This is a genomic window from Seonamhaeicola sediminis, assembly GCF_004358095.2.
GTDB lineage: Bacteria > Bacteroidota > Bacteroidia > Flavobacteriales > Flavobacteriaceae > Seonamhaeicola > Seonamhaeicola sediminis.
The window spans coordinates 200466-225243 of the sequence record NZ_SMZJ02000003.1 but is presented as its reverse complement, the minus strand read 5'-3'; the positions used below and the strand labels follow the sequence as shown (position 1 = coordinate 225243).

Sequence of the window (24778 nt, the reverse complement as noted above, 5' to 3'; positions counted from 1 at the left end):
TATGTGTGAGAAAAAACCAAAAAGCAGTTTAGATAGTGAACGCATAAAAGATAAACAAAAGCAAGCTCTTAATACTGGTAATTTAGTTTACTGGTTAAGCTATATTTAGCTCTTGGAGATGCGGTATTGTAAGTTAAATACAATTTGTTGCCGGTTTAAAATAACATAGCAACAGGCTTTCACTTTGGTATGGATTAAGTTGTAATTTTGAGTAAGTAAAAAAGTTTCCAATTTTGGAAGCTTTTTAGAAATTCAACTTAGAGGATTTTTATAATGCAAAGACCTCTTTTACCTTATCTACATAGTCTAATTTTTCCCAAGTAAAAAGTTCCACATCAAGAGTAATACTATTTCCGTTTGCTTGTGAAAAAGTTTTCGTTACTGTTCTGTTGGTTCGTCCCATATGTCCGTATGCCGCTGTTTCGCTATACATTGGTGAGCGTAATTTTAAACGTTCCTCAATTGCAAAAGGGCGCATGTCAAAAATTTGAGATACTTTTTTAGCTATGTCTCCATCACTAACATTAACTTTTGATGTTCCATAAGTATCAATAAAAATACCCATAGGTTCAACAACACCAATAGCATAACTAACTTGTACTAAAACTTCATCTGCAATACCTGCAGCTACTAAGTTTTTAGCAATATGTCGCGTAGCATAAGCAGCACTTCTATCTACTTTACTTGGATCTTTTCCTGAAAAAGCACCACCGCCATGGGCACCTTTACCACCGTAGGTGTCTACAATAATTTTGCGTCCGGTTAACCCAGTGTCACCATGTGGCCCGCCAATAACAAATTTTCCTGTTGGGTTAATGTGGTATTTGATATTGTCATTAAACAAACTTTGAGTTGCCTCAGGTAATTTTGCAATTACTCTTGGAATTAATATCTCAACAATATCTTTTCTAATTTGAGCTAACATGGTGTCATCATCTGCAAAGTCATCATGTTGGGTAGATATTACTATAGCGTCAATACGTTGTGGTATGTTGTCATCGCTATACTCAATGGTTACCTGGCTTTTAGAATCTGGTCTTAAATAGGTAATATCTTTGTTCTCTCTACGCAACGCAGCGAGTTCTATTAATATTCTATGAGACAAATCAAGAGCTAAGGGCATGTAGTTTTCAGTTTCATTGGTAGCATATCCAAACATCATTCCCTGGTCACCTGCACCCTGTTCCTCCTTATTACCACGATCTACACCCTGATTAATATCTGGAGATTGTGGGTGGATAGCCGAAAACACACCACAAGAATTCCCGTCAAACATGTATTCGCCTTTGGTATAACCAATCTTGTTAATGGTTTCTCGGGCTATTTTTTGAACATCCAAATAAGTGGTTGACTTAACCTCGCCAGCAAGCACCACTTGTCCAGTAGTAACTAGGGTTTCGCAGGCTACTTTAGAATCTACATCAAAAGCTAAAAAATTATCAATAAGTGCATCGCTAATTTGGTCTGCTACTTTATCTGGGTGTCCCTCAGAAACACTTTCTGAAGTAAATAAATAAGACATTTTTTATAATTTACCGAGTGAGATTTGACGGAAAACGTCAAGGAAGCAAACACTGCCTTTAGCATTTTTTATTTCTAATTTATTCAGAATCTTCTTGTTTAATGAAATAGATTAGAAGAGGTTGCAATCAGTCAAATCTTTCCTCTATTAATGTGAGCGCAAAAATATAAAATTTAATAGAAACACTATTCAATTTTTATTTTTTTAACCAAAATTTTGGCTAGAAGATTTTAATTGTAAATATTTGTTATGTTCAAGATGAAAAATTTATGTTCTAATATCGTTCCTGTCATTGTCATTGTGATTATTTCATAGTGATAGGAAGTGTTATTTAATAAAAATAAAATACAGTTCAAGCCTTCCTAAAATTACGGAAGGTTTTTTTGTGATTTTTTTCAAGTATTGGACATCATAAAAAAATGAAGTTAAATAACTGTTAATAAGTAGTTTATTGTGTTTTTTTGCATCGTGAATTTAACCTTGTTTTATATTAAGAAAAACTTAAAAATGGTTAAAGCTTTATTTTCGTTGACCATAAATTAGCATTTTTTGTTAAAACTCTTAAAATTGTTGAATTATCAACATAAATACAGGTAAAGATTTAAAATTATTGATAAAAAACATGAGCGAACTTAATAAATACAGCAAAACAGTTACTCAAAACCCATCTCAACCAGCTTCACAAGCTATGTTATACGCTACTGGTTTAACAGAAGAAGATTTAAAGAAACCTCAAATTGCTATAGGAAGTACAGGATATGACGGAAATCCTTGTAACATGCATTTGAATGATATAGCCGCTGAAATTAAAAAACGTATAAACGAAACGGGTCAGGTAGGATTAACATTTGGTACTATAGGTGTTTCTGATGGTATTTCTATGGGTACTCCTGGAATGAAATACTCTTTAGCCTCTAGAGATATCATAGCAGATTCTATGGAGACTGTAGTGAATGGTATGGCTTACGATGGATTAATTGGTGTGGTTGGATGTGATAAAAATATGCCTGGTGCTATTATAGCTATGTTAAGACTTAATAGACCTTCAATTATGGTTTATGGAGGAAGTGTTGCCTCGGGGAAATACAAAGGTCGCAAATTGAATATTGTATCTGCTTTTGAGGCTTTAGGTCAAAAAATTGCCGGTGAAATTGATGATGCAGAATACAAGGAAATAATTAAGAAATCAATTCCAGGAGCAGGAGCTTGTGGTGGAATGTACACTGCCAATACCATGGCGTCATCAATAGAATGCATGGGAATGGCGTTACCGTATAACTCATCTATTCCAGCTGTAAACCCAAGTAAACTTACCGAAGCTGAACGTACGGCTAAAGCCATGAAAAATCTTTTGGAAATCGATTTAAAACCAAAAGATATTGTAACTAAAAAGTCTATTGAGAATGCCATTACTTTAGTAAATGCTCTAGGTGGTTCTACCAATGCGGTACTACATTACTTGGCAATTGCTTATGCAGCTGATATAGAGTTTACCTTAGAAGATTTTCAAAAAATTAGTGATAGAACACCACTTATTGGAGATTTAAAACCATCAGGAAAGTATTTAATGGAAGATGTTCATGGTATTGGCGGCACGCCTAAAATTATGAAATATTTGTTAGAGAAAGGCCTTTTACATGGAGACTGTATGACCGTAACAGGTAAAACACTAGCCGAAAACCTTGCTGATGTAGAAGCTATGGAGTTCGAAGAGCAAGATGTAGTTTACAGTACAGACAAAGCTTTAAAATCTTCTGGAAACTTACAAATATTAAGAGGAAACTTAGCCGAAGAAGGTGCTGTGGCAAAAATATCTGGAAAAGAAGGTTTGATATTTGAAGGAAAAGCAGTGGTTTACAACAGTGAGCCTGATGCAAATGAAGGGATTTCTAATGGTGAAGTGGAAAAAGGAAACGTCGTCGTTATTCGTTATGTAGGACCAAAAGGAGGACCTGGAATGCCCGAAATGCTAAAACCTACATCTATGATTATGGGAGCAGGTTTGGGTAAATCCGTAGCCTTAATAACAGATGGTCGTTTCTCTGGAGGAACACATGGTTTTGTTGTGGGGCATGTAACGCCAGAAGCACAAGTTGGTGGAACCATTGCTTTGGTTGAAACAGGAGATACCATTACGATTAACGCCGAGGATAATACAATTAACCTAAATATTTCAGATGAGGAAATGGCAAGTAGAAAGGCTAAATGGCAAGCACCTCCATTAAAACATACCAAAGGGATATTATACAAATATGCACGATCTGTGGCGTCGGCTTCAGAAGGATGTGTTACAGATAAATATTAAAAATAAAATACGACCTGATGCAAAGCAAAAGGTAAAAAAGTTATAAAATGAATACTGAAACCATGGAAACCAATAAAACGGCAGCTACCAAAACGGAGCGTATCACCGGATGTGAGGCTATTATTAGATGTTTGATTGAAGAAGGGGTTGATATATTATATGGCTACCCTGGTGGAGCCATTATGCCGGTTTATGATGAATTGTTTAAATATCAAGGAAAAATTCATCATGTATTAACGCGTCATGAACAAGGTGCAGCACATGCAGCTCAAGGATATGCTCGCATATCAGGAAAAGTTGGAGTAGCAATGGCAACTTCTGGTCCAGGAGCAACAAATTTAGTAACAGGTATTGCTGATGCTCAAATAGATTCTACGCCACTAGTGTGTATTACAGGACAAGTACCATCACATTTGTTAGGAAGTGATGCTTTTCAAGAAACAGATATTGTTGGTATTTCTACCCCAGTTACCAAATGGAATCATCAAGTTACTAAAGCCGAAGATATTCCCGAGGTTTTGGCTAAGGCGTTTTATATAGCAAGAAGTGGAAGGCCAGGGCCAGTTTTAATAGATATTACTAAAGACGCACAGTTTCAAGAATTTGATTTTTCTTATAAAAAGTGCACTGGAATAAGAAGTTACACGCCCGCACCAAAAATTAATCTAGAATCTTTGAGAGCTGCCGCTGAATTAATCAACAATGCTAAAAAACCATTAATTGTTTGGGGTCAAGGTGTCATTCTTGGTGAAGCTGAAGAAGAGTTAAAAGCAGTAATTGAAAAATCTGGAGTGCCAGCAGCATGGACTATCTTGGGGGCTTCAGCTATTCCTACATCACATCCATTAAATGTGGGTATGGTGGGAATGCATGGTAATTATGCGCCCAATAAATTAACCAATGAATGCGATGTGTTGATTGCCATAGGAATGCGTTTTGACGACCGCGTTACAGGTGATTTAAATACATATGCTAAACAAGCTAAGGTTATTCATTTTGATATAGATCCAGCTGAAATAGATAAGAATGTAAAAACAGATATTGCTGTCTTAGGTGATTGTAAAGAAAGTTTGGCACTGTTATTAAAAGAGCTTAATGCAAATTCACATGAAGATTGGCATCAGGAGTTTAAAGATTTGTATAAAATTGAATATGAAAAAGTAATCAAATCTGATTTGCTTCCTGAAAAGGAAGGTTTAACAATGGGTGAGGTTCTTAAGGAAATAAATTCACAGACAAAGGGAAATGCAGCTATTGTTTCAGATGTTGGTCAACACCAAATGATTGCTTGTAGATATGCTGAATTTAATAAGACCAAAAGTAATATTACCTCAGGAGGCCTTGGTACTATGGGGTTTGCATTACCAGCAGCTATAGGTGCTAAAATGGCAAAGCCAGACCGTGAGGTTGTTGCTATTATTGGAGATGGTGGTTATCAAATGAATATTCAAGAATTAGGTACTATTTTCCAACAAGAAGTACCCGTAAAAATTGTAGTTTTGAATAATGAATTTTTAGGAATGGTACGTCAGTGGCAACAATTGTTTTTTGATAAACGCTATGCCTCTACAGAAATGACAAATCCTGATTTTGTAACCATTGCAAAAGGTTATCATATTAATGCAAAACGTGTTACAAAGCGAGAGGAATTAGCGGATGCTGTTCAGGAAATGATTGCTTCCAAATCATCTTACTTCCTAGAAGTTTGTGTTGAGAAAGAAGATAATGTATTCCCTATGATTCCTTCAGGAGCTTCGGTATCTGACATTAGATTAAGTTAAAAAAGAATAAAGAACCATGTTAAAAGAATAAAGAGTTTCAGAAAAATGATATTTTAACAAATCTTTTCTCTTTCTTCTTTTTTCTCATATCTCTTATAAAATGAGTGAAGAAATAAAAACACTTACGATTTCAGTTTACACCGAAAACAACATCGGTTTGTTAAATCGTATATCGGCTATTTTTCAGCGTAGACACATCAATATTGAGAGTTTAACAACTTCTCAATCTGAGATAGAAAATGTGAACCGTTTTGTTATTGTGGTTAATATCACTGAAACCCAAGCAAAAAAAATAGTTGGTCAGATAGAAAAACAAGTTGAGGTAATCAAAGCTTATTATCATGATGATCATGAAACTATTTATACAGAATCCTGTATGTTTAAGATAAAATCTAATTTGTTGTTCGATGAGCCTCAAATTCAAAATATTATAAAAGAAAGTAACACGAGAATTGTAACAGTGAACAAAGAATTTTTCGTTTTGGAAAAATCTGGTAGACGTCATGAAATTGAAGCCTTAAGAAAAGAATTGAATGTTTTTGGCATCATGCAATTTGTGCGTTCAGGTAGAATAGCAGTTACTAAAGATGAAATGAAAATCACAGAGTTATTAGCAGAAATTAAAAATTAACATATAATTAAAAAAGCGCCTTTCTTTTAAGGGCGAAACCAAGTACTAAAAACAAGAATATTAAAATGGGAAATTATTTTAACACTTTAACGCTAAGAGACAAATTAGATCAATTATCAAAGTGTAGATTTATGGATTCTTCAGAGTTTGAAGAAGGAGTAAATGTTTTAAAAGGAAAGAAAATAGTAATTGTAGGTTGTGGAGCTCAAGGACTTAATCAAGGATTGAATATGAGAGATTCTGGTCTTGATATTTCTTATACATTACGCGAAGCAGCTATCAAGGAAAAAAGAGCTTCTTATGTTAATGCAACTGAGAATGGATTTAATGTAGGGACTTACGAAGAGTTAATCCCAACTGCAGATTTGGTTTTGAATCTTACTCCAGATAAACAACATACTAGTGTTGTAAATGCGGTAATGCCTTTAATGAAAAAGGGGGCTACATTATCATATTCTCATGGTTTTAATATTGTTGAAGAGGGAATGCAAATTCGTGAAGATCTAACTGTAATCATGGTAGCGCCAAAATGTCCTGGTTCAGAAGTTAGAGAAGAATATAAAAGAGGGTTTGGTGTACCAACGCTTATTGCGGTTCACCCTGAAAATGACCCAGAAGGAAAAGGTTGGGCACAAGCAAAAGCTTATGCCGTAGCAACTGGTGGAGATAGAGCGGGTGTATTAGCATCGTCTTTTGTTGCAGAAGTTAAATCTGATTTGATGGGTGAGCAGACTATTCTTTGTGGGTTACTACAAACGGGGTCTATTCTATGCTTTGATAAAATGGTTGAAAAAGGCATCGAGCCTGGATATGCTTCTAAGCTAATTCAATATGGATGGGAAACAATCACTGAAGGGCTAAAATATGGAGGAATTACTAATATGATGGATAGATTGTCTAATCCAGCTAAAATTAAAGCCTTCGAATTATCAGAAGAACTAAAAGATATCATGCGTCCTTTATTTCAAAAACACATGGATGATATTATGGAAGGACGTTTTTCTAGTGGAATGATGGCAGATTGGGCTAATGGTGATGCAGATCTTTTAGGATGGAGAGCTGCTACCGCAGAAACCAATTTTGAAAAAACACCTGCTGGAGATGTTGAAATTTCAGAACAAGAATATTATGATAATGGGGTGTTAATGGTTGCTTTGGTTCGTGCAGGGGTAGAATTAGCATTTGAGGCTATGACAGAATCAGGAATCATTGATGCATCTGCGTATTATGAATCTTTACATGAAACACCGCTTATTGCTAATACCATTGCTAGAAAGAAATTATATGAAATGAACCGTGTAATCTCTGATACAGCAGAATATGGATGTTACTTGTTTGACCATGCATGTAAGCCTTTATTAGCTGATTTTATGAAGACTATTGATACCGATGTAATCGGAAAGGCATACGCTAAAGACAATGGTGATAGTGTAGATAATGCAAGATTGATTGAAGTTAATGCAGCTTTGAGAGCGCATCCGGTTGAGAAAATTGGAAGTTTCTTGAGAGCGTCTATGACAGCTATGAAGCCTATTGTTTAAATTAAAGGATTCCAAATATAAAAACCTCATAAGTCTTAAGACTTATGAGGTTTTTTGTTTTATTCCATTTTATAAAAACGCAAATACTTAACTTGCATAATAATTAGTTTTCCATTCCAGAGATTATATTTAATAGAAACTTCTTATTTTCAAACCCAAAAAATAACTTGGATGAGTAAAGAAACTATAACTTACTTCCCACATATAAATGATGTTAAAAAAGCCGCAGAAACTATCAAAAACGTATCTGCAGTAACACCACTGAGCTATGGATTAAGATATTCCAATAAGTATAACACCAATGTTTATTTTAAAAGGGAAGACTTGCAGCAGGTTCGTTCGTACAAGATTAGAGGGGCTTATAATAAAATAAGCTCTTTATCTGAAACAGAATCTAAGAAAGGGGTTGTTTGCGCTAGTGCAGGAAATCATGCTCAGGGCGTAGCTTTGTCATGCAAGTTACTGGAAATAAAAGGAACTATTTACATGCCAACCCCAACACCAAAACAAAAAATAGAACAGGTGACAATGTTTGGTGGTAACTTCATTGAAATAAAATTAGTGGGTGATACTTTTGATGATGCTTATCATGCAGCAGTTATAGAGGGAAACCAGACAGGAAAAATTTTTATACACCCTTTTGATGATAAAAAGGTTATTGAAGGACAAGCAACTATAGGCTTAGAAATACTGGAACAAGCCAAAAAGCCAATTGATTATATTTTTATTCCTGTTGGAGGAGGTGGTTTGGCAGCTGGGTTATCATCGGTTTTTAAGGTCCTATCTCCAAATACTAAAATTATAGGAGTAGAGCCTGAAGGAGCTCCGTCTATGACTGTTTCAATAAAGAATAAAAAAAATACCGAGTTAAAACAAATTGAAAAATTTGTTGATGGAGCAGCTGTAAAGCGTGTTGGCAACTTAACCTTTCCTATATGTCAGCAGAACTTAGATGATATGATTACTGTTCCAGAAGGGAAGATTTGTGAAACTATTTTAGAGCTATATAATAAAGATGCTATTGTTGTTGAACCAGCAGGTGCTTTAAGTATTGCTGCACTAGATTTTTATGCAGAAAGGATTCAAAATAAAAATGTGGTTTGTTTAATTAGTGGTAGTAACAATGATATAACTAGAACTTCTGAGATACAGGAACGGGCCTTACTTTATGCTAATTTAAAACACTATTTTATTGTAAAATTTCCGCAACGTGCGGGCGCTTTGAAAGAATTTGTAGTAGATATTTTAGGTGAGGATGACGATATAACTTATTTTGAGTATGCCAAAAAAACGAATCGGGAAAATGGTACGGCAGTTGTAGGTATACAATTAAAATCTTCTAAGGATCTCGAGCCGTTAATTATGAAAATGAAAAAGCACAATTTTTATGGAGATTATCTCAACGATAAACCTGATTTATTTCAATTTTTAGTTTAATTTAGGATGACTATAGTAAATAATATTAAATATTAAAACAAAATGAGAATAGTTAAAGGCGCATTTATATTTTTTTGTGCAGTTTCACTTTTAGTTAGCTGTGGAGGAGAAAAGAAAAAAGAGAAAGAAAATTTTTCATATGAAAACAAGTCAACAACCACAGAGAAAGAAATAGAAAATCGAAATTTAGCTAATATTGTTTTGATAGGTGATGATTTGATGAAGTTTGATAAAACCGAAATTAAAGCCAAAACAGGTCAGAAAGTAAAGTTAACCTTACGCCATAAGGGAAAAATGGATGTTAACGTTATGGGGCATAACGTGGTTATATTAAAAAGGGGTGTAGATATAACAACCTTTGCAGGTAAAGCGGCATTAGCGAGAGATAACGATTATATTCCGGTTAACACTGAAGATATTATAGCTTTTACCAAAACCATTGGGGGAGGGCAAACCACCTCAATAGAATTTAATGCTCCAGATCCAGGTATTTATGATTTTATCTGTAGTTTTCCTGGTCACTATGCTTTAATGAAAGGAAAGTTTATTGTGGAATAAAAGTTTATAGATATTTTATTTTAATTCCAATAGTTTGATATTCTTAAATTCTACAGGATGACTTTCGCTTTGTAATGAAATATAGCCACCCTTTAATGGGTGGTTTTCTTTTGAGTTCCATTTATCACCCGTGTTCACGGCTCCACCTCCTATATGAGGTTTGTTATAAGTTAATACCGCTTCTCCATTTATAAAATGTTTAATAATGGAGTCGTTTCTAACTTCAATTTCAACATTTACCCATTGGTCACCATGATAGGTTTTAGAGGAAGATTTAATAATATGCTCAGTTACCAAAGAATCCTTATAAAATACATGTGTCCCAGGGGTGCATAAATTTCCTGTTGAACGCTCATCTATACCATTTCCACCAAGTAACTGAACTTCTATACAAACTGGAAAATTTTGGTTTAACTCCATACCTTTTGGGTCTTCACAATGAATCATTATCCCACTATTTCTATGTGCCCAAGCCTTTCCTCCTGCAACCTGTTCTCCCGTAAACCGATAATCCATTTTAAATCTGTAGTTGTTGTATGGTGTTTTGTAGAAAAGATGTCCAAAAGCATTGTTAAATGAGTCGTAATCTTTATAGGATACTTTTAATAAACCCTCTTCAACAATAAATGTGTTTTTGTAATTATTTCCGTATTCAAAACCCATTATTTTTGGTGTCCAACCTTCTAAATCCTTGCCGTTAAAAATGGATTTCCATTCAATTTTTGTAATAGGTTTTTCGGATTTTTTCTTGCATGAAATCATAAATGAAAGAACTACGAAAATGCATACAATTTTGATTAAAATGGACTTCATGTTTATATTGATTTTATGATTTGAATTTTTTACAAAGACCAAGCTTTGCCTCCAGTAGCTTCTTCAACAGTAATACATCCTTTTTGAACGGCTGGTATAGGCTCATAAACTAGTATTTCTTCGCCTATTGTTTTGCTGGTTCGGTAGGCCCAAACAGCTTGGTTTCTTAAATTTAATATGGATTTGTAAACTAGGTTTTTTTCTTGTCTAAACAATACTTTTTCTTCTTTAGAGGGTTTTAAGTATTTGTCTAAAAAAACATTATAGTCTTCAGTTTTTAAGTCTTTCGCTCCCGTTTCTTTTACGGGCAGAGCTTTAACTATACTTTTTATACCTTCTTTATATTCTGCCTTATCTTCCTCTGTATAAGCTTTTGAAGCATATAAGTCTATAAACTCAGGAACATTAACATCTAAGGCTCCAGGTGTAGTCTCTGTTTTTGGTAGTATTAAATCGACTAGTTTAGTGATTACTATGCTTTCTTCTTCAGTAAAGAAAAGTGGAACCCATTTTTCTTTTTCTGTAGTACAACTTTGTAAAATGCTAAAGACGCTTGGTGCTATAGCAGAATAACCAATGGTTAAACCAATATTTTTTAATGCTTCTCTGCGTTTCATGATTGTTTGGCTTTAAATTGTTTTACTGCATAATTGGCAGCTCTTGCAGTTAACGCCATATAGGTTAAAGATGGGTTTTGGCACCCTGCTGAGGTCATGCAAGCGCCATCGGTAACATACACATTTGGAACGCTATGAATTTGGTTGTATTTGTTAAGTACAGATGTTTTGGGGTCTCGCCCCATTCTTGCTGTGCCCATTTCATGAATGCCTATGCCAGGGCCGCTTGGCCTATCAAAGGTGTGAATATCTTTAAAACCTGCTTTCTCAAGCATATCTGCAGCTTGTTCCATAATGTCTTTTCGCATATTAAGTTCATTCTCTTTCCATTCCGCATCAAAAGTAACGGTTGGTAATCCCCATTGGTCTAGTTTGTCATAATCTAATGTCATTTTGTTATCATGGTAAGGTAAGCATTCTCCAAAACCGCCTAGGTGCATTCGCCAGGGGCCTGGTTTCAATAACTCTTCTTTAAATTTAGCTCCGTAGCCTAGTTCAGCAATATGTTCAGAAATGCCATGCCTACCAGCACCACCTTGGTAGCCGTAACCTCTTAGAAATGATTTTTGTTCACTCTCATTGTCGCCTAGGTTTCTAAATCGAGGAATGTAGATGCCATTAGGTCTCCTTCCTTTATAATATTTATCATCAAAACCATCAATTGAACCTGATGCACCAGAACCTAAGTGGTGATCCATGATATTATGTCCTAATTCTCCAGAGTCATTTCCTAATCCGTTTGGAAATCTATCAGATTTTGATTGCATTAAAATAGAAGCTGAAGCTATGGCAGAGGCGCAACAAAATATAATATCCGCTTCAAACTCAAGTTTTTCTTTTGTTTTCTCATCAATAACCTTGACGCCAGTTGCCTTTTTAGAGGACTCGTCATAAATAATTTCATAGGTAATAGAATGTGGTCTTAGAGTTAAATTACCTGTTCTATTGGCCGCAGGTATAGTTGAAGAAACACTACTAAAATAAGCTCCATAGGGGCATCCACGCCTACACCTATTTCTAAATTGGCATTTGCCTCTACCTTCGTGTGGCTGGTCTCCTGTAATATGTGCAACTCTTCCTATAGTTAATACGCGCCCATGATTTTGTGCCATTTGTTCTTTAAGATGTTGCTCTACGCAATTTAGTTCCATAGGTGGTTCAAAAACACTATCGGGTAATTGTGGTAACCCTAAAGCTTCTCCGCTTATACCAATATAACGCTCTACATAACTGTACCAAGGTTCAATATCTTTATAGCGAATAGGCCAATCTATACCATAACCATCTTTTTTGTTAGCCTCAAAATCTAAATCACTTAGTCTGTAGGTTTGTTTTCCCCATGTTATGGATCGTCCCCCTACATGGTAACCCCGTATCCAATCAAATCTCTTTTTTTCATTGTAGGGATGATCGTAATCATCAACAAACCAATGTCTGGAGTCTTGTTTTACAACATAACTTGTTCGTGCCTGTTTATATTGTCTAGCTTTTTGTTCAGCAGTGGGGTCTCCTCTTAGTTCCATATCCCACGGGTCTAAATTCATAGTGGGGTAATCTTTTATGTGCTCAACCATGCGTCCACGCTCTAGTACCAAAGTTTTTAAACCACCTTCACATAGTTCTTTAGCCGCCCAACCTCCTGTCATTCCTGAACCAATAACTATAGCGTCATATTTGGTAGTTTTAGTTTCTTCTGTCATAAATATTAGTTAAGAAATAGTAATTATTAAAGTGTTTTTATGATATTTTAGTATAAATATGTTTAAAAATATGAATATGTTTTAAAAATAGTTATTTTGCATTTGTTATTTGTTTAAAATATTTCAGTGAAAGTAAACGTACATGAAATTGAGCCTTATGAAGCAAATGGTGTGGTATATCATGCTGATACCTGTTTGCCATTAATTGATGCCTTTAACAGAAAGAAATTGAAATTTAAAGCGCTGGCAAGACATACTTATCCTGGGGAGCGCTTGGATGAAAACACTTTGGGTTTGAATAGTATTGGTTATTGGGATGCTAATGAACCTCAAGATTGGGGTTTAGATTGGCATAGAAATGAGGGTATAGAGTTTCATTTTTTAGAATCAGGCACCATGCCGTACGCTCAAGAAGGTAAAGAGGTGCTGTTAACCCCCAATAACTTGACCATCACGCGTCCATGGGAAGCACATAAAGTTGGGAACCCCAATATTGGTATGGGAAAATTTTATTGGGTGATTATTGATTTGGGTGTACGCAGACCTCATCAAGAGTGGGTATGGCCAGATTGGATTACATTAACAAATAATGATCTGTTACAATTAACAACTATTTTAAGGCATAATGAGAAATCTATTTTAAAAGCAGATCAAAGGGTTCGAGACTGTTTTAAGCGTATAAATGTTGCAGTTAATACAGATGAAAATGGAAGTAATGCCTCCAAAATTAGGTTGTTAATAAATTATTTATTGATTTTAATTTTAGATTTATTAAAAACCGAGAATATTATACTTAATGAGTCTTTAACAGATAGTTCAAGGAGTGTGCAGTATTTTTTAAAAGAACTAGACAAAAACTTAGCAGAAAATTGGACTATAGAAAACATGGCTAAGTCTTCTGGGGTTGGTTTAACACGTTTTACACATCATTGTAAACAGTTAACTAATTTAACACCCATGCGCTATTTAAATATTCGTCGTTTAGAAATGGCTAAAAACATTCTAAAAGATAATCCTAATTTAACAGTTGGTGAAGTAGCATATATGTGTGGTTTTACAACAAGTCAATACTTTTCTACAGTATTTAAAAAACACGAAAAATGTTCTCCAAAAGCTTTTAGAAGTAGGTTTCAGTTTAACGAAAAGTTAAGTGATTATCCTAAGGTTTAAAGTTGTTTAAAATTTTTCACTGAATAAAAACAAACAGCTATTGGTATTTATTTCCATAACTTCACCTTTCTTCTTATTAAATGATATACTAATCTAAAAAAACATGAAACGTAGAGATTTTATCCTAAAAGCATCTCAAACAGGTATTGCAGTTTCAGCACTTGGAATTTATGCTTGCAAGAATTCAAAAGAAAATAAAATTATTAAAGAAATTGAGGGAATAGAGAATTCAGAAGAGCTGTTTTTTAAAATTTCTTTGGCGCAATGGTCATATCATAGATCTCTGAAAAGTGGGGCTATGGATCATTTGGATTTTGCTGCAAAATCAAGAAGTTTTGGCTTTGAAGGTATAGAATATGTGAATAGTTTCTTTAAGAACAAGGCTCAAGATATGAGTTATTTAAAAGAAATGAATTTTAGAGCTAATGCAGAAGGCCAAAAAAATGTACTAATTATGATAGATGGTGAGGGAGCATTGGCGGATGCTGATACCAAAAAGCGTTTAAAAGCAATTGAAAATCATTACAAGTGGGTTGAAGCAGCTCATTTTTTAGGATGTCATGCTATTAGAGTCAATTTGGCCGGAGGTGTTGAGGAAGATGAAGCTGCTAAAGCAGGTGTAGATTCTTTAACCAAACTTTCTGATTTTGCCAAAGGAGCGAATATTAATGTTTTGGTAGAAAACCATGGCGGCTTTTCTTCAAATGGATCGTGGATGTCTCGAGTATTTTCTCAAATAGAAAATGAAAACTGTGGAACTTTGCCCGATTTTGGAAACTTCTGCATAAGGAAGGATAAAGAGAGAAACTGTTTGGAGGCTTATGATAGGTACAAGGGAATGCAAGAAATATTACCATTTGCCAAGGCGGTAAGTGCAAAATCATATGATTTTGATGCTGATAGTAATGAAACTACTATTGATTATAAGCGTGTTATGCTGATGGTGAAAGATTCTGGCTATACGGGCTTTGTTGGAGTGGAGTTTGAGGGCAAAGGTATTCCAGAGGAGACAGGTATTAAAGCTACTCGCGATTTGCTTATTAGGGTTGGGAAACAACTCTCATAAAAAAACAACTAATCAAACTAAATAAATTATGGATAAAATTAATAAAAACAGGTTGTTTTTAGGAAGTTGTTTAGCTTTAATAACTACTGCAATGACCTTTGCTATTCGTGCACGTTTAGAAACAGTTTTTGGGCCTGAAGGTGTGGGGTTAACCATGGAACAAATTGGTTATGCCTTTGCGCCAGCCTTTTTTGGTTTTACTATTGCCATGATAATCGGTGGGCCTTTGGTAGATTTGTTAGGGATAAAAAAAATAACATGGATGGCGTTTATAACCCATGCCATTGGAATTGTGTTAACCTTATTAGCAGATTCTATGACCTCGCTATTTGTTGCAACCTTATTTATCGGTATTGGAAATGGTTTTGTAGAAGCAGCATTAAACCCTATGGTGGCGTCAATGTATCCCGATGAAAAAACCAAAATGCTCAATAGGTTTCACGTATGGTTTCCGGGAGGCATCGTTATTGGAGCACTTGTAGGTTGGTTAGTTATGGATATTTTAGAATTAAGCTGGCAAGTTATGGTAGGTACGTTGTTTATTCCTTTAGTAATTTATGGTGTATTGTTTTGGGGACAGAAAATACCTGTTACCGAGCGTGTACAAATGGGGGTGAGTAACAAAAAAATGTTTTCGAGTGTTCTAAAACCATTGTTTTTATTCATGGTAGCTTGTATGTTTCTAACAGCAGCTTCTGAATTAGGAACCACACAACGTATTGAGTCATTACTGAAAGAATCGGTAACGGCGCCGCTATTAGTGTTAGCTTTTATTAATGGTATCATGGCTTTAGGCAGACTGTTTGCAGGACAAGTAGTGCATAAATTAAGTCCCTCTGGCATGTTATTGTATTCTGCTATTTTCACCTTTATTGGTTTGTGGCTATTAACTATCACAAGTGGAGGGATGACATTTGTGGCTGCTACAGTTTTTGCTATTGGAGTTACGTTTTTCTGGCCAACCATGTTGGGGTTTGTTGCCGAGTATTTACCAGAAACGGGAGCATTAGGATTGTCGGTAATGGGAGGTGCAGGTATGTTTTCGGTGTCTTTGGTTTTGCCTATTATGGGTAATTTAATGGACAACGTTAGTGCATCTGAAGCTCTCCGAACTATGTCCATTTTACCAGCTATTTTAATAGTGGCATTTTTAGGATTACATATTTACATGAAGAAAAGAAAAGGCACAGATGAAGCTTAAAATAGATTATGAATAGAAAATTAAGAATGGGAATGGTTGGAGGCGGTCTAGGCTCTTTTATAGGAGATGTACACCGAAAAGCGGCGGGTATAGATGGTATGATTGAACTCGTTTGTGGTGCGTTTAGTAGTACCGCTGAGAAATCAATAACCTCAGGTAAGGCTCTTGGACTGGATGAAAGCAGGTGCTATGGCAATTTTGAAGAAATGATTCAAAAAGAAAAAGAATTACCGGAAGATGTTCGTATGGATTTCGTAGCTATTGTTACTCCAAACTATATGCATTTTCCGCCTGCAAAAATGGCATTAGAACATGGATTTCATGTGGTTTGTGATAAACCTGTAACTCTAACTTTAGATGAGGCTCAAGCCTTACAAAAAGTGGTGGATAAAAGCGGAAAACTATTTGCACTTACACACAATTACACTGGTAATTCTTTAGTGAAGCAAGCCAAAGCCATGGTGGCTAAAGGCGAACTGGGGACCATTAGAAAAATTCAAGCACAGTATTTACAAGGCTGGCTATCTACATCTTTGGAGAAAACTGAACAAAAGCAAGCGGCGTGGAGGGTTGATCCAAAACGTTCTGGAATAGGTGGTGCTTTAGGCGATATTGGTACGCACGCCGAAAACTTAATTGAATACATTACAGGTTTAAGAATTAAAGAAATTGCAGCTGACTTGGGAAGATTTGGAGAAGGACGCGTTTTAGACGATGATGGAAACATGTTGATACGAATGGAAAATGGGGCAAAAGGCACAATTTCTATTTCTCAAATAGCCTTAGGTGAAGAAAATAATTTGGGCATCAAAGTTTATGGTACAAAAGGTAGTTTAGAGTGGCACCAAGAAAACCCAAATGAACTAATAACACGATGGCTAGAAGAACCTAAAAAGGTTTACACGCCCAATGGTAACAATTTGTATCCTGAAGCACTAGCTGTATCAAGAATTCCTGCAGGGCATCCTGAGGGCTATTTGGAGGCATTTGCAACCATATATAAGAATTTTGCAATGCATTTAGTGGCTGTAAACCAAGGACAAAATATTGAAAAACCAGATTATCCTACCATTGAAGATGGTGTTCGCGGTATGCAATTTATTTATGCAGCGGTTGAAAGTGATAAAAACAATGCTGCTTGGACTAAATTAAGTTAAACAAGAATAAAATAATTGATGAAAACAATAAAAGGACCAGCAATTTTTTTAGCGCAGTTTGCAGGAAGTGAAGCACCATTTAATAGTTTAGATGGTATGTGCAAATGGGCTGCTGATTTAGGTTATAAAGGTATACAAATTCCAACATGGGAGTGCAACTTAATTGAAATAGATAAAGCTGCTGAAAGTCAAATCTATTGTGATGAGTTAAAAGGGAAGGTGCAATCTTATGGTTTGGAAATCACAGAGTTATCTACCCATTTACAAGGGCAATTGGTAGCTGTGAATCCTGCCTATGATAGTATGTTTGATGGGTTTGCACCTGAGTCTGTTCGAGGAAACCCGAAAGCAAGAACGGAGTGGGCTATAGATTTTGTAAAAAAATGCGGAACAGCCAGTAAACGATTAGGTTTAAAAGCACATGCTACCTTTTCGGGAGCTTTAATGTGGCATACAGTATACCCATGGCCACAGCGACCTGCGGGTTTGGTAGCAATGGGGTTTAAGGAGTTAGCCAATAGATGGTTACCCATATTAAATCATTTTGACGAACAAGGTGTAGATGTGTGTTATGAAATTCATCCTGGAGAGGATTTACACGATGGGATTTCATATGAGCGTTTTTTGGAGGCTACAGGAAATCATGATCGTGCTAATTTGTTATATGACCCAAGCCATTTTGTGTTACAGCAATTAGATTATTTGCAGTTTATTGATATTTATCATGAGCGCATTAGAGCATTTCATGTGAAGGATGCAGAATTTAACCCAACAGGGAAACAAGGTGTATATGGAGGTTACGCCGATTGGAAAGATCGCGCGGGACGTTTTAGAAGTTTGGGTGATGGGCAAGTGGATTTTAGTGCTATATTTTCAAAATTGACCAAGTACGGATTGGATTTATGGGCGGTTATGGAGTGGGAGTGTTGTATAAAATCGTCTGAGCAAGGCGCAAGGGAAGGCGCACCATTTATTCAAAAGCATATTATTGAAGCGGCCACTCGCAGTTTTGATGATTTTGCCGGTGGCGATATTGATGAAGATTATTTGAAAAGTATTTTAGGAATATAAAGAAGGGTAATGCATAAAAACTTTTTAAAACTATATATTTTATTGATTTTTTTTGGTTGCAAGGATAATTCTAAATCAGTTAACGCAAATATAGATCAAGTTGATACTAACGTTTCTGAAAAAGTAGTCCAAACTTCAGAATGGATAAAGCTTTTTGATGGAAGCTCATTAGATTATTGGCGAGGATATTTAAAAGATGATATGCCCGATGAATGGGTAATAGAAGACGGCGTCTTGGTATTTACGCCAAGTGAAGACGGTGGTAAAAATATTATTACAAAAGATAAGTTTAAAAATTTTAAATTGTCTTTAGAGTGGAAAATATCCAAAGGTGGTAATAGTGGTATTTTTTGGGGTGTTTATGAGGATGAAAAATATAGTGAAGCTTACCATACAGGGCCTGAAATTCAAATTTTGGATAATGCGCAACATCCAGACGCCAAAATAAATCCAAAATTTCATCAAGCGGGCTCACTTTACGATTTGGTTCAACCTCAACATGATGTTTGTAAACCAGCAGGTGAATGGAATCTGTGTGAACTTGAAGTTAATCATAAAACAAACAAAGGCTCAGTAGTTTTAAATGGTACTAAAATTGCTTCTTTTCCTCTTTCAGGATCAGAATGGGAAGAACTGATTAAACATTCTAAATTTAAGGATTGGGAAGGGTTTGGTGAACATCACATTGGGCATATTGGATTGCAAGACCACGGTGATAAGGTTTGGTTCAGGAATATTAAGATTAAAAGGCTTTAAAAATTATTTTTAAAAGCTTAAAGTGTTCTTCTAATTTGTTAAAAAAAAATAGAAAGTTAATAAATTTCCACTTTCCTAGTTTTTTGTTGTTGTATTGTTTTTTAGAAAATAATTGTCAAAAAGGCGATATTAAAAGTGATATCTTATAAAAAACTAATTATTTATAAATTTTATTAAAAACGCTGTCATTGTTAGGCGTTTATAAAATAATGTATTAGTTTTACAGCATGAAAAATTTAAAAAACAAGATACGTTGTACCACTCCCGGTTTACCCATGCGCCGTCGTCGCTGCATATAATATGCCCCCAAGAAGTAAACCTAATAACGTCATTTAAATTTTTTTAAAAGTGTCCAGTTTTTTTTCAATAGCAATTAAAATTAAAGTTAATTCCATGACAATTAACAATAACTTTGTACGCTGCTTTTTCCCGCGTCGCCCGTAAGGGTATGTATTATAATTTTGAATTAGGTGCGTCCAATTCTGCTTTCAAAAAAATAATTTATAGACATTCAATTAAAGGGAAAAAATGAAGGTTGTAATAGCCGATAAAACACATATAAAATACGCCGAAGAAATTTGCGAAACTATAGCAGAATCTGCTGCTGTAAGAGGAACAGGTATTGCAAGACGAACACCTGAATACATTGCAAAAAAAATGGAAAACGGTAATGCCGTAATTGCTCTAGATGGCGATAAGTTTGCTGGTTTTTGTTACATAGAAAAGTGGGGGCACGGTAAATTTGTTGCCAATTCTGGACTAATTGTACATCCTGATTACAGAGGAGGAGGTTTAGCAAAGAAAATTAAACTTAAAGTGTTTGCGCATTCAAGAGAGAAATTCCCTGATGCCAAGGTGTTTAGTATCACTACGGGGTTAGCTGTAATGAAAATGAATAGTGATTTGGGTTATAAACCTGTGCCTTTTTCAGAACTTACAGATGACCCAACTTTTTGGGATGGTTGCCAAACCTGTAAAAATTATGATGTGTTAACACGTACTAACAGAAAGATGTGCTTGTGTACAGGAATGCTTTATGATCCTGAGAAAGTGAAGAAGGAGAAAAAAACTGTAGTTAAAGAGAAAACATTTAATAGACTAAAACGAATTAAAGAAGCATTGTTTCTTAAAAAGGATAAAAATAAAAAGACATGAAATGAGCCATAAAGATTATCTAAATAATACCTTTTCGATATATTTTATGGTGAATTACATCTGACCAAAAAAAACATTAATACTAGAACAGATGAAAAAATTAGTAATAGCTTATAGCGGTGGTTTAGATACATCGTATTGTGCGGTAAGTTTGTCAAAAGAATATGAAGTTCACGCCGTAAGTGTTAATACAGGCGGATTTACAAAAGAAGAAATCAATCATATTGAAAGTAATGCCTATAAAATGGGGGTTGCTACCTATAAAAACATTGATGCAGTAGCAACATTTTACCAAAAAGTAGTAAAGTATTTAATTTTTGGAAATGTGTTAAAGAATAATACCTATCCATTATCAGTTAGTGCCGAAAGGATTATTCAAGCTATTGAAATTGTTGAGTATGCAAAAAGTATAGGAGCAGGTTACATTGCCCATGGTAGTACGGGTGCTGGTAATGATCAAGTAAGATTCGATATGATTTTTCAAACCTTAGCGCCAGAGATAGAGATTATTACACCTATTAGAGATGAACAGTTAACCAGACAACAGGAAATAGATTATTTAAAAGCTAATGGTATTGATATGTCTTGGGAAAAAGCTAAGTATTCTATCAATAAAGGCTTATGGGGAACCAGTGTTGGGGGTGCAGAGACTTTAACGTCAGATCAACCTTTACCTGAAAATGCTTATCCATCACAGGTTAAACATTCTGAACCTGAAAAAGTAAAATTGACTTTTGAAAAGGGAGAACTGGTTGCAGTAAACGGTGTTGAAAATGCTCCTGAGATTAATATTGAAGTTTTGAATAATTTGGCATCTGCTTACGGAATTGGAAGAGATATTCATGTAGGTGATACCATTGTGGGTATTAAAGGAAGAGTTGGTTTTGAAGCCGCAGCAGCTTTAATTACTATAAAGGCACATCATTTATTAGAAAAGCATACGCTTACTAAGTGGCAATTACAACATAAAGAATATGTATCCAGTTTCTATGGTATGCATTTACATGAAGGACAATATTTAGATCCTGTAATGAGAGATATTGAAGCTTTTTTAACTAGTTCTCAAGATAAAGTTAGTGGCGATGTTGTAGTTACTCTAATACCTTATCACTTTTCGTTAGATGGAATTAGTTCAGAACATGATTTAATGAGTGCTAAATTTGGTAGCTATGGTGAAGAGAACAAAGGTTGGACGGCAGATGATGCCAAAGGATTTATTAAAATTCTTGGAAACCAGAATAAAATATATCAACATGTAAACTCTTAAACGCTAAAGTTATTCTCAATGTGTCACACTTAGCACAGTGTAAGTGTAATGAAGAATATCAAAAAGAAATAAAAATGAAAAGTATTAAGGTAGGAATAATAGGAGGTGCTGGTTATACGGCTGGAGAATTAATAAGATTATTAATTGCTCACCCTGAGGCTGAAATCGACTTTGTGTTTAGTACAAGTAATGCTGGCAACCAGATAAGTAAAGTGCATCAAGATTTGGTAGGCTCATTGGATAAAACTTTTTCTGATACAGTAAATCCAAATGTTGATGTCTTGTTTTTATGTTTGGGTCACGGTAATTCCGTTAAATTTTTAGAAGCCAATACTTTTTCAGAAAACACCAAAATTATTGATTTAGGAAATGATTTTAGGTTAGAGGCAGATAACGTGTTTAATGGAAAAACCTTCGTTTATGGCTTACCAGAATTACAAAAAGAAGCTATTAAAAGCGCAGATTATATAGCTAATCCAGGATGTTTTGCAACTGCCATTCAATTAGGGTTGTTGCCATTGGCCAATGCAGGTTTACTGAATCAAGATGTGCATATCAATGCGGTAACAGGAGCTACAGGAGCAGGAACCTCACTGTCTGCAACTACTCATTTTACTTGGCGAGATAATAACTTTTCCTATTATAAGCCATTCACTCATCAGCATTTAGGTGAGATTAATCAATCGGTTAAGCAATTGCAGAATAATTTCGATTCAGAGATCCTGTTCATGCCTAATAGAGGAAATTTTTCAAGAGGTATATTTGCAACTATTTATACTAATTTTAAAGGAACCCTTGATGAGGCAAAAGATATTTATAAATCATTTTATAAAGAAGCAACTTTTACTTTTATAAGTGAGGATCAATTGCACTTAAAACAAGTGGTAAATACCAATAAATGTTTAATTCATTTACATAAGCATAATGGAAAATTATTGGTAACCAGTATTATAGATAATTTATTGAAAGGTGCCTCTGGACAGGCCGTTCAGAATATGAATTTGATGTTCGGATTGGAAGAAACCACAGGATTACAATTAAAGGCTACTTATTTTTAAAAGCATAACACATGAAAATAGCTATTATAGGAACTGGAAATTTAGGAAGCTCTATAGCCAAAGGCTTAATTAAAAACAAAGCATTTACATCTTTATATTTGAGCGATAAGAATACCTCTGCGGTTTCTCAGTTTGAAGACGAAGCGTATGTGACTATAACCAACTACAACAAAGAGGCGGTTATGAATTCTGATTTGGTGATTTTCGCATTACAACCCAGGCATGTAGAAACTGTTTTAAAAGAAGTAGCAGCAGAGATTACCAAAAAACATTTAATAATGTCGGTAGCCGCCGGATTTGCAATTTCTAAAATTGAAAGTGTTATAGGGGCAGATAAGCATATTATTCGTGTAATGCCTAATACGGCTATTTCTATTGGAAAATCCATGACTTGTTTGTCGGCCAATGACATTGGTGAAGAGAAAATAGAATTAGCTAAAACAATATTTAACCAATTAGGAACTACTATGGTAATACCTGAAGAACAAATTCAGGCAGCAACCGTAATTTGTGCTAGTGGTATTGCGTTTTGGATGCGTTTGGTACGTGCTACTACACAAGGAGCTATCCAATTAGGGTTTGAAGCCGAAGAAGCTCACCAATTGGCATTACAAACCTGTTATGGAGCGGCTAGTTTATTGAAAGAATCGGGGAGACATCCAGAGGCTGAGATTGATAGGGTAACTACGCCAAGTGGTTGCACCATTGAAGGTTTGAATGAAATGGAGCATCAAGGATTAAGTTCCTCTTTAATTAAAGGAATCAATGCTTCTTTTGAAAAAATTAATCAAATTAAAAACAGTTAAGCATGCCATTATTTGACGTTTATCCATTATATGATGTAACACCGGTTTCAGGTAAAGGAATTCATGTGTATGATGATCAAGGAACAGAATATCTAGATCTTTACGGTGGGCATGCTGTAATTTCAATTGGGCATGCACATCCAAATTATGTTAAGGCTATAACAGACCAAGTTAATGCATTAGGGTTTTATTCCAATGCTATTCAAAATCCGTTACAAGAGGAATTAGCAAGTAAACTGGAACAACTTTCTGGTTGTGAAGGTTACCAACTATTTTTGGTAAATTCTGGCGCTGAAGCCAATGAAAATGCTTTAAAGTTAGCGTCATTTAAAACAGGAAAGAAACGTGTTGTAGCATTCAAAAAAGGCTTTCACGGACGTACATCGGCGGCGGTTGCAGCCACCGATAACCCAAATATTGTTGCGCCAATAAATGCGCAGCAAGAGGTTACCATTTTAGAATTGAATGATATTAAGGCTGTTAAAGCCGAATTGGAAAAAGGTGACGTTTGCGCGGTAATTGTAGAATTTATTCAAGGTATTGGCGGGTTAGACCAAGGGTCTGCAGAATTCTTTGAACAAGTTGATGCTTTATGTAAAGCTAATAATACTATGTTTATTGCCGATGAGATCCAATGTGGTTATGCGCGTTCAGGTAAATTCTTTGCTTTTCAATATTATAACGTAACACCAGACATTATTTCCTTGGCAAAAGGTATGGGGAATGGATTTCCAATTGGAGGGATTTTAATTCACCCTGATATCGAAGCAAAGTATGGTATGCTGGGAACTACTTTTGGGGGAAATCACTTGGCATGTGCAGCGGGTTTATCAGTCTTAAATACGATGGCATCTGAAAATTTATTAGAGAATGTAAATGATGTAGGTGCCTATTTTATTGAAAAGGCTAAGAACATTTCGCAGATAAAGAAAATAAAAGGAAGAGGGTTAATGCTTGGGCTCGAATTCGATTTTGAAGTTGGAGACTTACGTAAAGAATTAATTTACAACCATAAAGTCTTTACAGGTGGAGCAGCTAATAAAAAGCTTTTAAGAATTTTACCACCTTTGAACATTGAAAAGGTCCATGTAGACCAGTTTTTTGATATTTTGAATGTAGCCCTCAAGACAATAACAGAAACTGTAAAATAGATAATAGATAAATGA

Annotated in this window: 21 protein-coding genes; 17 read left to right on the top strand and 4 right to left on the bottom strand. The window is 35.1% G+C overall.

Annotated elements, in window-relative coordinates; translation table 11 throughout:
* Positions 1-268: 268 nt before the first annotated feature.
* Positions 269-1522, bottom strand: coding sequence for a methionine adenosyltransferase (metK, locus tag E1J38_RS05610; RefSeq protein ID WP_133356190.1), 1254 nt, complete (start codon positions 1520-1522; stop codon positions 269-271).
* A 622-nt stretch (positions 1523-2144) separates the two neighbouring features.
* Between metK and ilvD the strand changes: the two genes are divergently transcribed.
* The 6 genes from ilvD (at position 2145) to E1J38_RS05580 (ending at position 9775) form a co-directional block, all read left to right on the top strand.
* Positions 2145-3827: a dihydroxy-acid dehydratase gene (gene ilvD, locus E1J38_RS05605; RefSeq protein ID WP_133356189.1), complete on the top strand. Its 1683-nt coding sequence runs from the start codon at positions 2145-2147 to the stop codon at positions 3825-3827.
* 47 nt (positions 3828-3874) lie between these two features.
* Positions 3875-5608, top strand: a complete 1734-nt coding sequence (gene ilvB, locus E1J38_RS05600; RefSeq protein ID WP_133356188.1) for a biosynthetic-type acetolactate synthase large subunit — start codon at positions 3875-3877, stop codon at positions 5606-5608.
* A 100-nt stretch (positions 5609-5708) separates the two neighbouring features.
* A complete protein-coding gene (gene ilvN / locus E1J38_RS05595) occupies positions 5709-6239 on the top strand; it encodes an acetolactate synthase small subunit (protein ID WP_133356187.1) in 531 nt (176 codons plus the stop codon).
* A gap of 65 nt (positions 6240-6304) precedes the next feature.
* On the top strand, positions 6305-7780 hold the full coding sequence (gene ilvC, locus E1J38_RS05590) for a ketol-acid reductoisomerase (RefSeq protein WP_133356186.1): 1476 nt from the start codon (positions 6305-6307) through the stop codon (positions 7778-7780).
* 171 nt (positions 7781-7951) lie between these two features.
* Positions 7952-9217 carry a threonine ammonia-lyase IlvA gene (gene ilvA, locus E1J38_RS05585; protein WP_133356185.1) on the top strand — a complete coding sequence of 422 codons (1266 nt, stop codon included), beginning with the start codon at positions 7952-7954 and terminating at the stop codon, positions 9215-9217.
* Positions 9218-9259: 42 nt separating this feature from the next.
* On the top strand, positions 9260-9775 hold the full coding sequence (locus E1J38_RS05580) for a plastocyanin/azurin family copper-binding protein (protein ID WP_133356184.1): 516 nt from the start codon (positions 9260-9262) through the stop codon (positions 9773-9775).
* Between the two features lie 15 nt (positions 9776-9790).
* On the opposite strand, the gene E1J38_RS05575 is transcribed toward E1J38_RS05580, so the two are convergent.
* The 3 genes from E1J38_RS05575 to E1J38_RS05565 are packed head-to-tail and all read right to left on the bottom strand — an operon-like array spanning position 9791 to position 12905.
* Positions 9791-10588 carry a 3-keto-disaccharide hydrolase gene (locus E1J38_RS05575; protein ID WP_133356183.1) on the bottom strand — a complete coding sequence of 266 codons (798 nt, stop codon included), beginning with the start codon at positions 10586-10588 and terminating at the stop codon, positions 9791-9793.
* Between the two features lie 29 nt (positions 10589-10617).
* On the bottom strand, positions 10618-11205 hold the full coding sequence (locus tag E1J38_RS05570; protein WP_133356182.1) for a gluconate 2-dehydrogenase subunit 3 family protein: 588 nt from the start codon (positions 11203-11205) through the stop codon (positions 10618-10620).
* Positions 11202-12905 carry a GMC oxidoreductase gene (locus E1J38_RS05565; RefSeq protein WP_133356181.1) on the bottom strand — a complete coding sequence of 568 codons (1704 nt, stop codon included), beginning with the start codon at positions 12903-12905 and terminating at the stop codon, positions 11202-11204. The genes E1J38_RS05570 and E1J38_RS05565 overlap by 4 nt, the downstream gene beginning before the upstream one ends.
* Before the next feature lie 126 nt (positions 12906-13031).
* Here E1J38_RS05565 and E1J38_RS05560 point away from each other — a divergent pair, with 126 nt between their 5' ends.
* The 11 genes from E1J38_RS05560 to E1J38_RS05510 all read left to right on the top strand — a co-directional run bounded on the left by E1J38_RS05560 (position 13032) and on the right by E1J38_RS05510 (position 24763).
* Positions 13032-14075: an AraC family transcriptional regulator gene (locus E1J38_RS05560; RefSeq protein WP_133356180.1), complete on the top strand. Its 1044-nt coding sequence runs from the start codon at positions 13032-13034 to the stop codon at positions 14073-14075.
* Positions 14076-14178: 103 nt separating this feature from the next.
* Positions 14179-15141 (top strand): sugar phosphate isomerase/epimerase family protein, encoded by a 963-nt coding sequence (locus E1J38_RS05555; RefSeq protein WP_133356179.1) that lies wholly within the window; start codon positions 14179-14181, stop codon positions 15139-15141.
* 28 nt (positions 15142-15169) lie between these two features.
* A complete protein-coding gene (locus tag E1J38_RS05550; RefSeq protein WP_133356178.1) occupies positions 15170-16342 on the top strand; it encodes an MFS transporter in 1173 nt (390 codons plus the stop codon).
* 8 nt (positions 16343-16350) lie between these two features.
* On the top strand, positions 16351-17499 hold the full coding sequence (locus E1J38_RS05545) for a Gfo/Idh/MocA family protein (RefSeq protein ID WP_255449792.1): 1149 nt from the start codon (positions 16351-16353) through the stop codon (positions 17497-17499).
* 18 nt (positions 17500-17517) lie between these two features.
* A complete protein-coding gene (locus E1J38_RS05540; RefSeq protein WP_133356177.1) occupies positions 17518-18570 on the top strand; it encodes a sugar phosphate isomerase/epimerase family protein in 1053 nt (350 codons plus the stop codon).
* 9 nt (positions 18571-18579) lie between these two features.
* Complete coding sequence (locus tag E1J38_RS05535; RefSeq protein ID WP_133356176.1) at positions 18580-19326, top strand: 3-keto-disaccharide hydrolase; 747 nt, start codon at positions 18580-18582, stop codon at positions 19324-19326.
* Positions 19327-19854: 528 nt separating this feature from the next.
* A complete protein-coding gene (locus E1J38_RS05530) occupies positions 19855-20481 on the top strand; it encodes a GNAT family N-acetyltransferase (RefSeq protein WP_133356175.1) in 627 nt (208 codons plus the stop codon).
* Between the two features lie 91 nt (positions 20482-20572).
* The gene (locus tag E1J38_RS05525; protein WP_133356174.1) at positions 20573-21748 is read left to right on the top strand and encodes an argininosuccinate synthase; all 1176 of its coding nucleotides are present in this window, start codon (positions 20573-20575) and stop codon (positions 21746-21748) included.
* Positions 21749-21822: 74 nt separating this feature from the next.
* Positions 21823-22806, top strand: coding sequence for an N-acetyl-gamma-glutamyl-phosphate reductase (gene argC / locus E1J38_RS05520; RefSeq protein ID WP_133356173.1), 984 nt, complete (start codon positions 21823-21825; stop codon positions 22804-22806).
* 11 nt (positions 22807-22817) lie between these two features.
* A complete protein-coding gene (gene proC / locus E1J38_RS05515; RefSeq protein WP_133356172.1) occupies positions 22818-23612 on the top strand; it encodes a pyrroline-5-carboxylate reductase in 795 nt (264 codons plus the stop codon).
* A 2-nt stretch (positions 23613-23614) separates the two neighbouring features.
* Positions 23615-24763, top strand: coding sequence for an aspartate aminotransferase family protein (locus E1J38_RS05510; RefSeq protein ID WP_133356171.1), 1149 nt, complete (start codon positions 23615-23617; stop codon positions 24761-24763).
* Positions 24764-24778: the final 15 nt, after the last annotated feature.

Coding starts and splice junctions, on each gene's coding strand:
- metK (WP_133356190.1), bottom strand. CDS start 1,522: ATGTCTTATTTATTTACTTCAGAAAGTGTTTCTGAGGGACACCCAGAT.
- ilvD (WP_133356189.1), top strand. CDS start 2,145: ATGAGCGAACTTAATAAATACAGCAAAACAGTTACTCAAAACCCATCT.
- ilvB (WP_133356188.1), top strand. CDS start 3,875: ATGAATACTGAAACCATGGAAACCAATAAAACGGCAGCTACCAAAACG.
- ilvN (WP_133356187.1), top strand. CDS start 5,709: ATGAGTGAAGAAATAAAAACACTTACGATTTCAGTTTACACCGAAAAC.
- ilvC (WP_133356186.1), top strand. CDS start 6,305: ATGGGAAATTATTTTAACACTTTAACGCTAAGAGACAAATTAGATCAA.
- ilvA (WP_133356185.1), top strand. CDS start 7,952: ATGAGTAAAGAAACTATAACTTACTTCCCACATATAAATGATGTTAAA.
- E1J38_RS05580 (WP_133356184.1), top strand. CDS start 9,260: ATGAGAATAGTTAAAGGCGCATTTATATTTTTTTGTGCAGTTTCACTT.
- E1J38_RS05575 (WP_133356183.1), bottom strand. CDS start 10,588: ATGAAGTCCATTTTAATCAAAATTGTATGCATTTTCGTAGTTCTTTCA.
- E1J38_RS05570 (WP_133356182.1), bottom strand. CDS start 11,205: ATGAAACGCAGAGAAGCATTAAAAAATATTGGTTTAACCATTGGTTAT.
- E1J38_RS05565 (WP_133356181.1), bottom strand. CDS start 12,905: ATGACAGAAGAAACTAAAACTACCAAATATGACGCTATAGTTATTGGT.
- E1J38_RS05555 (WP_133356179.1), top strand. CDS start 14,179: ATGAAACGTAGAGATTTTATCCTAAAAGCATCTCAAACAGGTATTGCA.
- E1J38_RS05550 (WP_133356178.1), top strand. CDS start 15,170: ATGGATAAAATTAATAAAAACAGGTTGTTTTTAGGAAGTTGTTTAGCT.
- E1J38_RS05545 (WP_255449792.1), top strand. CDS start 16,351: ATGAATAGAAAATTAAGAATGGGAATGGTTGGAGGCGGTCTAGGCTCT.
- E1J38_RS05540 (WP_133356177.1), top strand. CDS start 17,518: ATGAAAACAATAAAAGGACCAGCAATTTTTTTAGCGCAGTTTGCAGGA.
- E1J38_RS05535 (WP_133356176.1), top strand. CDS start 18,580: ATGCATAAAAACTTTTTAAAACTATATATTTTATTGATTTTTTTTGGT.
- E1J38_RS05530 (WP_133356175.1), top strand. CDS start 19,855: ATGAAGGTTGTAATAGCCGATAAAACACATATAAAATACGCCGAAGAA.
- E1J38_RS05525 (WP_133356174.1), top strand. CDS start 20,573: ATGAAAAAATTAGTAATAGCTTATAGCGGTGGTTTAGATACATCGTAT.
- argC (WP_133356173.1), top strand. CDS start 21,823: ATGAAAAGTATTAAGGTAGGAATAATAGGAGGTGCTGGTTATACGGCT.
- proC (WP_133356172.1), top strand. CDS start 22,818: ATGAAAATAGCTATTATAGGAACTGGAAATTTAGGAAGCTCTATAGCC.
- E1J38_RS05510 (WP_133356171.1), top strand. CDS start 23,615: ATGCCATTATTTGACGTTTATCCATTATATGATGTAACACCGGTTTCA.